General features: G+C 66.2%; 9 protein-coding genes and 1 pseudogene. 7 read left to right on the top strand and 3 right to left on the bottom strand.

Translation table 11 applies throughout. The annotated features are described in order from the left end of the window. Window positions 1–195 precede the first annotated feature (195 nt). Together F464_RS0102140 and F464_RS0102145 are read left to right on the top strand one after the other, a co-directional pair. Window positions 196–1467 (top strand): Hsp70 family protein, encoded by a 1272-nt coding sequence (locus tag F464_RS0102140; protein WP_018988125.1) that lies wholly within the window; start codon window positions 196–198, stop codon window positions 1465–1467. 18 nt (window positions 1468–1485) lie between these two features. Continuing rightward, entirely contained in the window at window positions 1486–2277 is a 792-nt protein-coding gene (locus tag F464_RS0102145) for an AraC family transcriptional regulator (protein ID WP_157353509.1), read from the top strand. 28 nt (window positions 2278–2305) lie between these two features. Here the strand turns inward: F464_RS0102145 and F464_RS0102150 are convergent, their stop codons facing one another. Next, on the bottom strand, window positions 2306–2926 hold the full coding sequence (locus F464_RS0102150) for a LysE family translocator (RefSeq protein ID WP_018988127.1): 621 nt from the start codon (window positions 2924–2926) through the stop codon (window positions 2306–2308). 422 nt (window positions 2927–3348) lie between these two features. Between F464_RS0102150 and F464_RS0102155 the strand changes: the two genes are divergently transcribed. Both F464_RS0102155 and F464_RS0102160 read left to right on the top strand, forming a co-directional pair. Continuing rightward, window positions 3349–6963 carry an indolepyruvate ferredoxin oxidoreductase family protein gene (locus F464_RS0102155; protein ID WP_018988128.1) on the top strand — a complete coding sequence of 1205 codons (3615 nt, stop codon included), beginning with the start codon at window positions 3349–3351 and terminating at the stop codon, window positions 6961–6963. Window positions 6964–7116: 153 nt separating this feature from the next. Further along, window positions 7117–8169, top strand: coding sequence for a Glu/Leu/Phe/Val dehydrogenase dimerization domain-containing protein (locus tag F464_RS0102160; RefSeq protein WP_018988129.1), 1053 nt, complete (start codon window positions 7117–7119; stop codon window positions 8167–8169). 61 nt (window positions 8170–8230) lie between these two features. On the opposite strand, the pseudogene F464_RS0102165 reads toward F464_RS0102160, so the two are convergent. Next, window positions 8231–8680 (bottom strand): annotated as a pseudogene (locus tag F464_RS0102165) (YidB family protein); the annotation flags it as partial. 108 nt (window positions 8681–8788) lie between these two features. Here F464_RS0102165 and F464_RS0102170 point away from each other — a divergent pair. Together F464_RS0102170 and F464_RS0102175 are read left to right on the top strand one after the other, a co-directional pair. Next, on the top strand, window positions 8789–9649 hold the full coding sequence (locus F464_RS0102170) for a cation diffusion facilitator family transporter (RefSeq protein ID WP_018988131.1): 861 nt from the start codon (window positions 8789–8791) through the stop codon (window positions 9647–9649). Window positions 9650–10054: 405 nt separating this feature from the next. Then, window positions 10055–10657: an EAL and HDOD domain-containing protein gene (locus tag F464_RS0102175; protein WP_018988132.1), complete on the top strand. Its 603-nt coding sequence runs from the start codon at window positions 10055–10057 to the stop codon at window positions 10655–10657. Between the two features lie 13 nt (window positions 10658–10670). Here F464_RS0102175 and recQ read toward each other — a convergent pair whose 3' ends face one another. After that, window positions 10671–12500, bottom strand: coding sequence for a DNA helicase RecQ (gene recQ, locus F464_RS0102180; RefSeq protein WP_018988133.1), 1830 nt, complete (start codon window positions 12498–12500; stop codon window positions 10671–10673). 174 nt (window positions 12501–12674) lie between these two features. On the opposite strand from recQ, the gene F464_RS0102185 reads away from it, so the two are divergent. Next, window positions 12675–12947, top strand: coding sequence for a hypothetical protein (locus tag F464_RS0102185; RefSeq protein WP_026295669.1), 273 nt, complete (start codon window positions 12675–12677; stop codon window positions 12945–12947).

Here is a 12947-nt window from a genome sequence, read left to right on the forward strand (position 1 = left end):
TGCGGCTTTTGTGGGTTTTACGTAGACAGCGAGGAAAAATTTTCCGGTTGGTGGCGGTTTCGGCGGAATTCGTACTGAAAGGATGTGGCGCGGTGCAACAAGCCCCCCTCCGCGGCCGCCATTTCCTTGCCCGAAAGTTCCTGCCGGCACGGTGCTCCGGTAGCATCGCGGACCCATCCTGCGGATACTTGCTTCATGGACCAACCCGCCCGCGCCTGCGGCATCGATTTCGGCACCTCCAACTCCACGGTCGGCTGGGTACGCCCGGGCGCGGCGACCCTGCTCGTGCTTGAGGATGGCAAGTCGGCACTGCCGTCTGCCATCTTCTTCAATGCCGACGAGGAGACGACTGCCTTCGGCCGGGCAGCGCTGGCGGAGTACCTGGAAGGCTATGAAGGCCGCCTGATGCGTGCGCTGAAGAGCCTGCTCGGCAGCAGCCTGATCGACGGGCAGACCGAGGTGCAGGGGCGGGCGCTGCGTTTTCGCGACCTGCTCGCGAGTTTCATCGGCGAGCTGAAATCACGAGCCGAGGCGCAGGCCGGGCGCAGTTTCGACAAGGCGGTGTTCGGCCGTCCGGTGCGCTTCGTCGATGATGACGATGCCGCCGACCTGAAGGCGCAGCAGACGCTGGCCGAGATCGCGGCACAGGTCGGATTCCACGATGTCAGCTTCCAGTTCGAGCCGATCGGCGCGGCGCTGCACTATGAACTGTCGCTCGCGCGCGAGGAGCTGGTGCTGATCGCCGACATCGGCGGCGGCACGGCGGACTTCTCGCTCCTGCGGTTGTCGCCCGAGCGTGCGCGCCGTTCGCACGACGAGCACGACCGACGCGAGGATCTGCTCGGCAACGGCGGCGTGCATATAGGAGGCACCGACTTCGACCGCGCGCTGAGCCTAGAATGTGTGATGCCGCTGCTCGGCTACCGCAGCCGGATGAAGAGCGGCGCGGAACTGCCGTCGAGCGTTTTCTTCCAGCTCGCGACCTGGCACACGATCAATTTTGCCTACACGCGACAGGCGTGGGGGGACCTGCAGAACATCTATCGCGACGCGAGCGCCCGCACCGAACTCGACCGCCTCGCCAAACTCATCAGCGCGCGCGAAGGCCACTGGCTGGCTTTGCAGGTCGAGCAGGCGAAGATCGATCTGTCGGCGGCGCCGGCGGCGAGCATGGATCTGGAGCGTCTCGAAGCGGGCCTCGGCCACACGATTACCGATGCCGACTTCGCGCGCGCCACGCTGTCGCTGGTCGACCGTGTCGCGGCCTGCGTGCGTGCGCTGCTGGACGAGGCGGGCGTGCGGCGCGAGCAGGTCGACACGATCTATTTCACCGGTGGCGGCAGCGCGGTGCCGCAGCTGCGGGCGCGCATCGCTGCCGAGCTGCCGCAGGCGCGCAGCGTCGAGGGCGACTTGTACGGCAGCATCGGCGCCGGGCTGGCGGTCGAGGCGGCGCGCCGCTACGGTTGAATTCGCGATGGAACGATTGTGAGCAAGAGCGATAAGCACATCACCGAATGGGCAATGCCGGCACGAGATGACATAGAGGTTGTTAGCGCCAGCATGGGGCCATGTGGATTGGATAGCCACTTTCATGATGCCTGGTCTATCGGCGCAATCCTGGACGGTACGTGCAGTTTTCACTCCAACAACCGTGAATATCTGGCCCGGCAAGGCGACCTGTTCCTGATCCCGCCGTTCGAGGTGCATGCCTGTTCAGCGGCTTCGTCAGATGTGCAATACAGGGTGCTGTACATCGGCGATGCCTGCTTGCAGAAAATAGACACCGGTCGATTTTCGGCGCTGGCGAACGCAAGCTCGCGGGTATTCACTGCTCCGGCACTCGCCGGGCACATTGCTTCGTTGAGCGCGCATCATGTCGACACGCCCAGAGTCAATGCATTGCTGAGGGCACTCGCCCCACTCCTGCCTTCGCCGCAGGAAACCTGCGTGCGGGAGCGTGAACTGCATCCGCTCCAAAATGCCATGCACCGCCTGTGGCAGTCCGACGTGGACGCGGGGGAACTGGTCGAACGTTCGCCGCATAGCCGATGGCATACGCTTCGAACTTTCCGCAGTCAAACCGGGCTCTCTCCGTCCGCGTACCTGCGCCAGTTGCGGGCGCTCAAGGCGCGTTTTGTGCTGAATCAACAACAGGCTTCGTTATCCGACCTGGCGCTGCTTCTGCATTTTGCCGATCAAGCCCACTTTACACGGACATTCAAAGCGGTGTTCGGGGTGACGCCGGGGCGGTTGCGCAAGGTGATCCTGCGCCGCTGAACCGGCGGGGTTTCCGTCCCGCGTCCCGCTACAGGAACAACGTGCTGATCGAAACCAGCAAGAGCATCGACATCGCCATGTTCAGGCGCCTGACGGCACGCTCGGTTCTCAGCAGCTTGCGCGTCGCCGCACCGAACAGGGCCCAGGCTCCCACTGACGGAAAGCAGATCACCAGGAACACGATCGACATTGCGATCACGCTGGTGCCATAAGCCTCGCCCGGGTAGGTGTAAGTGGCAATGCCGGACGCTGCCACGATCCACGCTTTAGGATTGACCCACTGAGCAATTGCGCCCTCCAGCATGCCGGGCGGCTTGCTGGTGACGATCTCGGATGGGGTGTCGGACGCATGCCACAGCTTCCAAGCCAGGTACGCTAGAAACACGCTGCCCGCGCCTTTAAGCACCGACTGGATGACCGGCACGCTGGCAACGAGCGCATGCATCCCCAGTCCCATGGCCACCAGCAGCGATGAAAACCCGATGGTTGCGCCCAGTACTTGCGGCAAGGTTCGCACCAGCCCGAAAGCGATGCCCGACGAGGCTGCCGCAATGTTGACCGGCCCCGGCGAGGCCGAGGTTGCCAGCGCGAACAGCATGGTGGGTAGCCAGAATTCCTGCCAGCCGAGTGCAGACGTCATCGTTATCATTGCGTCACCTCCTCCTTGCATCATTGCTCGCTTGCGAGGATGAGTATTGAAGGCCGTTGCGCAACTTGCACTGTTTTGGTGCATTGCGGCGGGCGCATCGTCGAAACCAGTACGCTGATCAGCCGCCGGCCTGCCGGGCAGCTTTGCCGAAAAACCCTGCCGCGCATCGCCACATGCTGCGGTGCAATCGGGTGGGTGCGTGCCGCATTTCGCGAAACGGGCGGTTTGCGAAAAATTCTTTCCCGGTCTGCTGATTTCCGCTGCAACGAGAAAAAACTCCCCGACCCCGTCTCCTTACGATGCTCACTCGCGTTCGATGCCGCGGACGCACATAACAGCAACCATACAGGAGACAACGTCGGCAGGCCGGAGCGGGGCGTCACGAGCGCCGCGCGTCCAAGGGCTGCGACGGTTCACACGCCATGTCGAATACCCGTTCGAGTACTCACTCCCCGCAGGCTTCCGCCCCCCTGTCGACCGTCTCGCTCGACGACAAGTACACGCTCGTTTCCGGCCGCGCCTACATGACCGGCATCCAGGCCCTGGTGCGCCTGCCTATCATGCAGCGCCTGCGCGACCAGGCCGCCGGGCTCAACACCGCGGGCTTCGTCACCGGCTACCGCGGCTCGCCGCTGGGTAACGTCGACCAGGAATTCTGGAAAGCGAAGAAATACCTCGAACCGCATCACGTCCGTTTCCAGCCCGGCCTCAACGAAGACCTCGCGGCGACCGCCGTGTGGGGTACGCAGCAGGTGAACCTCGACCCGAACGCGCTGTACGACGGCGTGTTCTCGATCTGGTACGGCAAGGGACCGGGCGTGGATCGCACCGGCGACGTGTTCCGCCACGCCAACGCCGCCGGCACCTCGAAGCACGGCGGCGTGCTCGTGATTGCGGGCGATGACCACGGCGCCAAATCCTCGACGCTGCCGCATCAGACCGAGCACATCTTCAAGTCGATGATGATGCCGGTGCTCGCCCCCGCGGGCATCCAGGACTACCTCGAATACGGCCTGCACGGCTTCGCGCTGTCGCGCTACTCGGGCTGCTGGGTCGCGTTCAAGGCGCTGACCGACACCGTCGAGACTTCGGCCTCGGTGAACATCGACCCCTTCGCGGTCCGGACCATCATCCCGGCGGACTTCCCGATCCCCCCCGACGGTCTCAACCTGCGCTGGCCCGATCCCCCGCTGGTGCAGGAAAAGCGCCTCGTGCACCACAAGCTGTATGCCGCGCTCGCCTACTGCCGCGCGAACAAGCTCAACCAGACCATCATCGACAGCCCCAACGCCAAGCTCGGCATCATCACCTCCGGCAAGAGCTACCTCGACGTGCGCCAGGCGCTCGAAGACCTCGGCATCGACGAGCAACTTGCCGCCGAGATCGGCATCCGCCTCTACAAGGTCGGCATGGTGTGGCCGCTCGAAGCCGAAGGCGTGCGCGAGTTCGCGAACGGCCTCGACGAAATCCTCGTGATCGAGGAGAAGCGCCAGTTCCTCGAATACCAGCTGAAGGAAGAGCTCTATAACTGGAACGAGAACGTGCGTCCGCGCGTGATCGGCAAGTTCGACGAGAAGGGCGAATGGTCACTGCCGCACAGCGAGTGGATGCTGCCGGCCGCCGGCGATCTCACCCCGGCCATGATCGCCCGCGTCATCGCGGCCCGTATCGCGCGCTTCTACACCTCGGACAAAATCAAGGCGCGCCTCGCCTTCTTCGACGCCAAGGAAGCCGCGCTCGCAAAGCCCCGCCTGTCGATCCAGCGCGTGCCGCACTACTGTTCCGGCTGCCCGCACAACACCTCGACCAAGGTCCCCGCGGGGTCGCGCGCGATCGCCGGCATCGGCTGCCACTACATGGCGACCTGGCTGTCGCCCGAAACGACGCAGACCTTCTGCCAGATGGGCGGCGAGGGCGTGCCCTGGGTCGGCCAGGCGCCCTTCACGAAGACCCCGCACGTCTTCGCGAACCTTGGCGACGGCACCTACATGCACTCCGGCATCCTCGCGATCCGCGCGGCGGTGGCGGCGAAGGTGAACATCACCTACAAGATCCTCTACAACGACGCCGTCGCGATGACCGGCGGCCAGCCGCACGACGGTACCCTGTCGGTGCCGATCATCGCCCGCCAGCTGCAGGCCGAAGGCATCGGCAACATCATCGTCGTCAATGACGGCCCGCGCGCCTACGGTCCGGCCGACCTGCCGCACGGCGTGCCGATCCGCCATCGCGACGAGCTCGACGCGGTGCAGCGCGAGCTGCGCGAAGTGCCGGGCGTGACCGCGATCATCTACGACCAGACCTGCGCCGCCGAGAAGCGCCGCCGCAGGAAGCGCGGCAAGTTCCCGGATCCCGCGATGCGCGTCGTCATCAACGATCTCGTCTGCGAAGGCTGCGGCGACTGCAGCGAGAAGTCGAACTGCATGTCGGTGGCTGCCGTCGAGACCGAGTTCGGCCGCAAGCGCACGATCGACCAGTCCGCCTGCAACAAGGACTTCTCCTGCGTGAAGGGCTTCTGCCCGAGCTTCGTCACCGTCGAGGGCGGCAAGCTCAGGAAGGGCAAGGCCGCGACCGCGGTGGCGGACGTGTTCGCGTCGCTGCCCGAACCGACTCTGCCGGCGACCAACGCTCCGTGGGGCATCCTCATCACCGGCGTCGGCGGCACCGGCGTCGTGACCATCGGTGCGCTGCTCGGCATGGCCGCGCATCTCGAAGGCAAGGGCGTGTCCATCCTCGACATGGCCGGCCTCGCGCAGAAGGGCGGGGCGGTGTGGTCGCACGTCAAGATCGCGAACCGTCCGGAAGACATCTTCGCCGCGCGCGTCGCCGCCGGTGAAGCCAACGTCGTGATCGGCTGCGACCTGGTGGTTTCGGCCAGCGACGAATCGCTTGCGAAGATGCGCACCAACCACACCCGCGTCGTCATCAACCGCGACCAGAGCAACACCAGCGAGTTCGTCCGCGGCTTCGCGGCTCAGGCGCGTACCGGCAACGTCGCGAAGCACCCGGACCCGCAGTTCCCGTCCGGCTCGATGGAAAGCCAGATCGTCGACGCCGTCGGCAACCAGAACGTCGAGTTCCTCGAAGCCTCGCGTCTCGCAACGGCGATCCTTGGCGACTCGATCGCGACCAACCTCTTCATGCTCGGTTTCGCCTGGCAGCGTGGCCTCGTGCCGCTGACCCGCGACTCGATCCTGCGCGCGATCGAGCTCAACGGCGCCGCGATCGAGGCCAACAGGTCCGCCTTCCAGTGGGGCCGCCGCGCCGCGGTTGACCCGGATGCAGTCGCGAAGGCCGCCAAGCCGCAGCACGGCACGCCGGAGCATCACAAGCTGTCAGTGTCGGTCGATGAGGTGGTCGCCCGCCGCAAGGCCTTCCTCGCTGACTACCAGAACGCCGCCTACGCCGAGCGCTACGCGAAGTTCGTCGAACGCGTGCGCGCCGCCGAAGCCAAGGTCCAACCCGGCACGACGCTGCTCACCGAAGCGGTCGCGCGCGGCTACCACAAGCTGCTCGCCTACAAGGACGAGTACGAAGTGGCGCGCCTCTACACCGACAGCGACTTCCTCAAGCGCGTCGAGGAGCAGTTCGAAGGCGACTACAAGCTCGTCTTCCACCTCGCCCCGCCGACGCTCGCCGACAAGGACCCGCAGACTGGCGAGCTGCAGAAGAAGAAGTACGGCCCGTGGATGCTCAAGGCGATGCGCCAGCTCGCGAAGATGAAGGGCCTGCGCGGCACGATGCTCGACCCCTTCGCCCGCACGCACGACCGCAAGCTGGACCGTCAGCTGATCGCCGACTACGAGCGTGTGGTCGAGGAGATCCTCGTCGGCCTCGAACAGGCGAACTTCGAGACCGCCGTCGAACTCGCGAACCTGCCCGAGCAGATCCGCGGCTTCGGCCACATCCGCGAGCGTTACCTGCGCAATGCAAGGATGCGCGAAGGCGAGCTGCTGGCGGCCTTCCGCCGCAAGGAGCGTCCGACCGGTACGTCCGCCGGCAATGTCCGCAAGACCATCGCCGTCATCCCAGGGTAAGACCATAGGAGTCTCCGCTTCGCTCCGCCGTTCAACAGGCGCGAAGCGGTGCTCCGCGAAACCCCTTTTTTCACCGCAGCAAACCTTCCGTCACGGCCACGAGTCGTGGCGGAGGGCCCGCTGCACCCTTTCCAGACCAATGAAGGAGACATCATGAGCGTTTTTTCCCTGAGCGATTTCGCCGACCACGAACAGGTCGTTTTCTGCAGCGACGAGAAGAGCGGCCTGAAGGCCATCATCGCGGTGCATAACTCCAACCTCGGCCCGGCGCTGGGCGGCTGCCGCATGTGGCCCTACGCCTCCGAGGAGGAGGCGATCCGCGACGTGCTGCGCCTGTCGCGCGGCATGACCTACAAGTCGGCGATGGCCAACCTCAAGCTCGGCGGCGGCAAGTCCGTGATCATCGGCAACCCGCGCACCGACAAGACGCCCGAGCTGCTGAAGGCCTTCGCCCAGGCCGTCGAGCGCGTCAATGGCCGCTACATCGCCGCGGAAGACTCCGGTACCGGCGTCGACGACATGAAGTTCATGTCGCAATTCACCGACCACGTCGCCGGCATCATCGACAAGCCCGCTGAGAACGGCACCCGCAGCGGCGACCCGTCGCCCGCGACCGCCTACGGCACCTTCGTCGGCATCAAGGCCGCCGTCAAGGAGCGCCTCGGCCGCGACTCGCTCGAAGGGCTCAAGGTCGCTGTGCAGGGTCTGGGCAACGTCGGCTTCGACCTCGCCCGCCAGCTCAAGGAAGCCGGTGCGCAGCTGTGGGTCACCGACATCCACCGCGAGCCGCTGATTCGTGCCGGCAAGGAGCTCGAAGCGACGGTCGTGGCGCCGGACGAGATCTTCGGCCTCGACGTCGACGTCTTCGCTCCCTGCGCGATGGGCGCGATCATCAACGACCAGACCCTCCCGCTGCTGAAGGCCAAGGTCATCGCCGGCGCCGCCAACAATCAGCTCGCGGAGCCGCGCCATGGCCTCGCGCTGATGAACAAGGGCATCCTGTACGCGCCCGACTACGTCATCAACGCCGGCGGCATCATCGATGTCTACTACGAGCGCACCGCCAACTTCGACCGCGCGGCGCTCACCAAGCACATCGAAAGCATCTACGACAACCTGATGGAAATCTTCGCGCGCGCGCGCAAGGAAGAGCGCCCGACCGGGGAAGTCGCCGACGCGATCGCCGAAGAGCGCTTCAAGCGCTGACCGGCCGTTCATCCGTTGCCGGTCCCTCCGATGGCGGAGGGGCCGGCAACGGTGAGCCTGATTACCCGCGCAGGAACTTCGACGCGAGGTCCGCCAGGCCTCCCGACAGCACATTGTCGTCCGGCAGGCGGCCCTGCGGCGTGAGCTGATCGATGAGCTGCGGCAGCAGTGCCGCAAGTCCGCCGGCCGCTTCCTGCTGCGGCATGCCCAGCTGGTTCGCGATGCCGCCTATCGCGTCCGCCCCGAGCGCGTTCGAAAGCTGATTTCCGTCGATTGCAGTATTCGGGCCGGTACCGACCCACGACGCGGCCGCATCGCCGAGCCCGGCGTTCTGGAACTGCTGCAGCAGGCCCGCGAGTCCGCCCGGCTGGTTCTGCAACAGGTTCATCGCGATCTGCAGCAGCGCGCCGCCCGTTCCCTGCTCTCCTTGCTGTTGCCCTCCGCCCAGCACGCTACCCAGCACCTGGCCGGCCAATCCGTCCAACAGTCCCATTTCGGTCTCCCTGGCGTTTGCGACAGGGTGACGATTGTTTGCTCTTTCGGGTCATTCCGCAAGCATGGCCGGGCGCGGCGATTTCCCTTGGTTTACCATGTCGGGCATCGCGTTCCTACTGACCTCATGCGCACGCTCACCCCCCAGCAGGCCCTGCTGATCTCCCTCCTTGCCGCGCTTACGACCATCGGGATGAAAACCGGAGCGTGGTGGCTCACCGGTTCGGTCGGCTATCTCTCGGATGCCCTCGAGTCCCTCGTCAACCTCGCCGGCGCGTCCTTCGCGTTGCTGATGGTGTCCTTCGCGCGGGCGCCGGCCGACCCCGAGCACCCGTATGGGCATGGCAAGGCCGAGTATTTTTCAGCCGCCTTCGAGGGGGTGATGATCTTCATCGCCGCGCTGGCGATCCTGTTCGCCGCCGGCGAGCGCCTGCTCCATCCGCAGCCGCTGGGCGAACTGGGCATCGGCACAGCCTTGTCGGTCGGGGCGAGCCTCGTCAACTTCGCCGTCGCCCGCATCCTGTTCGAAGTCGGACGCGCGCACCGCTCGCTGGCGCTGGAGGCCGACGCCCGCCACCTGATGACCGACGTCTGGACCACCGCCGGCGTGGTCATCGGCGTGGCGCTCGCGAGCGCCAGCGGCCTCGGGTGGCTGGATCCGCTCATCGCCGCAGCGGTCGCGCTGAACATCCTGCGCGAGGGCTGGGGGCTGATACATCGCTCGGTGGACGGCCTGATGGACCGGGCGCTCGGCGCCGACGAAATCGAGCGTATCGAAGCGGTGCTCGCCTCATTCACCGTGCGGGGCTGCCGTTTTGCGAACCTCAAGACGCGCGTTGCCGGCGCGATGCATTTCGCGCATGTGGACATCCGCCTGCCGGGCGACTGGACGGTTGCCCGCGCCCATGCGCTGGCCGACGAAGTCGAGCGGGCGGTCGAGACGCAGGCCGGCGCGCGCCTGACGACGCATGTGGAGCCGGCCGACTGAGACGGCCACGGGCACAGGTCGCGCGCCCGGATCTGTAGCGGTGAGGCGCGGCGCTGCTTGAGATGGCGGGTGCGTTTCCTCGGGCGCCCATTCCTCGCCTGCAGGCGGGGCAGATCGGCCGAAGGCCGGCTCTGCAACATAGTTTTACCAATCGCAGCCAGCGTGCCCGGATCCTTTAGGGCCGGTCAGCCGTTAACAGATTGCCAGGGGCCGTTGCCGAAGGCGCAGGTGGGTGATGTGTTCCCCACTAAGGGTGGGGAATATGACCCGAATCGCTGGTGGCGTCGGGGGCAGGCAGCAGCCCTCCCCGGCGGGGCCCAAGGCCGGCGTGGCCGGTCGGGGTGCGGCACGAGTTTTGCTCGTTACGGTTGCGGGGCACGAAACTCGCCCGCGGAGGAGGCAGCCATGAAATCCAGGAACGACGTTTTTCTCGCCCGCCAGCCGATCTTCGACCGGCAGCGCAAGGTTGCCGCCTACGAGCTGCTTTTCCGCGAGGACGAGTCGGGAGAAGCCCGCGTCACCGACGATGCCCGGGCGACGGCGCAGGTCATCGCGCATGCCTTCGGACGCCTGGGGCTGAACAGCGTGATCGGCGGCAGTGCCGGCTTCGTCAATGTCGATGCGGAAATGCTGATGAGTGGCCGCATCGAAAGCCTGCCGCGCAATCGCGTGGTGCTCGAACTGCTCGAAACCATCGCGATCGACTGTGCCGTCGTGGAGCGCTGTTCCGAATTGAAGCACCTCGGCTACCGCCTCGCCCTCGACGACGTCTGCGGCGTGAGCCGCGAGATGGAGCCGCTGCTGGACATCGTGGATGTCGTGAAGATCGACATCCTGCAGCTCGATCCCGCCGCGCTCGAACAACTGGTCCGCCGCCTGCGGCTGCATCCGGCGAAACTGCTGGCCGAGAAGGTGGATACGCCGGAGCGTGCCCGCCGCTGCATCGAGCTCGGATTCGATCTCTTCCAGGGCTATTTCTTCGCCCGGCCGGCCCTGCTGACGGCCTGACAGCCGGGCGGGGTCAGATTTCGCGCGCGATCTCGACGATGATGCTCGTCCCGTAGGCTTCGAGCTTGCGGTCGCCGATGCCGGAGATATGCGCGAGTTCCTCGATCGATGCCGGCCGCGCGAGCGCGATTTCGCGCAGCGTGGCGTCGTGAAAGATTACATACGCCGGCACATTGCGTTCACGGGCGGTCGCCGCACGCCACGCCCGCAGCCGGTCGAACAGCGTCAGCGGTACGCCGTCGAGGATCTCCATGCGGTTGCTGCGCGTGCGTTTCGTGCGGCGCTTCTCGGGCACAAGGCGCAAGGAGAACCCGGTCTCGCCGCGCAGAAGCGGCCGTGCGAGATCGGTCAGCGTGAGTGCATTGTGACGGTCGTGATCGACTGCGAGGAAACCGCGCGCGACGAGCTGGCGGAACAGCGTGCGCCAGGTCTTCTCATCCACGTCGGCGCCGATGCCGAAGGTGCTCACCTTGTCGTGCTCCCAGTCGCGCACCTTGTCAGTGAGCTCGCCGCGCAGCACGTCGATCACGTGGCCGGCGCCGAAGCGCTGCCCGGTGCGGAACACGCCCGACAGCGCCTTGCGCGCGGCGTCCGTCGCGTCCCAGGTGCTGGGCGGCTCCAGGCAGTTGTCGCAGTTCCCGCAGGGCTCGCCCCCCTCGCCGAAATGCGCGAGCAGATGCTGTCGGCGGCAGCCGGTCGCCTCTACCAGCCCAACGAGCGTGTCGAGGCGGGCGCGCGCGCGGCGCTTGAAGTCCTCGCTGCCCTCGGATTCGTCGATCATGCGTCGTTGCTGCACGATGTCCTGCGCCCCCCAGGCCATCCACGCCTGCGAGGCGAGGCCGTCGCGGCCTGCGCGGCCGGTTTCCTGGTAGTAGCCCTCTATCGAGCGCGGCAGGTCGAGGTGGGCGACGAAGCGCACGTCCGGTTTGTCGATGCCCATGCCGAAGGCAATCGTCGCGCACATCACCAGCCCGTCCTCGCGCAGGAAGCGGCTCTGGTTCGCCGCACGCACGTCCTGCGGCATTCCCGCGTGATAGGCCAGCGCGCGTATCCCCTGTTCCTCCAGCCACGCGGCGGTCTCCTCGACCTTGCGCCGCGACAGGCAATAGACGATGCCGGCATCGCCTGCGTGGTCGTCGCGGATGAAGGCGAGCAGCTGGTTGCGCGGGTTGTCCTTGTCGACCATGCGGTAGCGGATGTTCGGCCGGTCGAAGCTGGAGATGAAGCGGCGCGCGGTGGCGAGCCCCAGCCGCTGCGCGATCTCCTCGCGTGTCTCGGCGTCGGCCGTCGCGGTCAGTGCGATGCGCGGCACGCCCGCGTAGCGTTCGGCCAGCACCGAGAGCTGCAGGTACTCGGGGCGGAAGTCGTGGCCCCACTGCGACACGCAGTGTGCCTCGTCGATCGCGAACAGCGCGATGCGGCCGGCCTCGTGCAGGCGGTCCAGCGTCGCGAGCAGGCGCCCGGTGAGCAGGCGCTCCGGTGCCACGTACAGCAGGTCCAGCCGGCCACCGACCAGGTCGCGTTCCACCGTGACGGATTCGTCGGCGGCCTGGCTCGAGTTCAGGTAGGCTGCCGCCACGCCCGCTTCCTGCAGGGCGCTGACCTGGTCCTGCATCAGCGCGATCAGCGGCGACACCACCACGGCGGTGCCGGGGCGCAGCAGGGCGGGAACCTGGTAGCACAGCGATTTGCCGCCCCCGGTGGGCATCAGCACCAGCGCGTCGCCGCCTGCCGTCACGTGCTCGACAACGGCCTGCTGTTCGCCGCGGAACGCGGTGTAGCCGAAGACGTGTTCGAGGACGTGGAGCGGGGAAGTCGAGGTGTGCGCGGTCATCGCTGCCATTCTACCGGTGCAGCCGGGGTCGAAACAGGCCGGGAAGCGATATCACCGATCTTCATGGTGATGCGTTCGGCATCGATGCGGGCGGGGTTGCGGGGCGGGATTCGACGCAGGACGATGACGATGTTATCGTTTCACTATTACGAAAGTCGCGGGTTTTGCACGGCGGGAGGTCCCATGCGGAAGACTAACGTTTCGAAGCTCTACGAGGCCTATCCGCACCTCAGGCGGATCGACGAGTTGTGGGGGACGCGTGACTGCCGCGAGTTCATCAACCGGCTCATGAACGATACGCGCGACGGCCAGCGGAGGGGATTTCCCGGTGACCATGCGCGCACGATCCTCCTCCTGCTGATGGAGCATGATCACGAATTTCCCCAGTTCGAGGAAAGCATCACGTCCGACTGGCGCGACACCGTGGGCGAGTTGCGGCGGGGAATCCAGGGGTGA

The organism is Aromatoleum toluclasticum ATCC 700605, assembly GCF_000378245.1.
GTDB lineage: Bacteria > Pseudomonadota > Gammaproteobacteria > Burkholderiales > Rhodocyclaceae > Aromatoleum > Aromatoleum toluclasticum.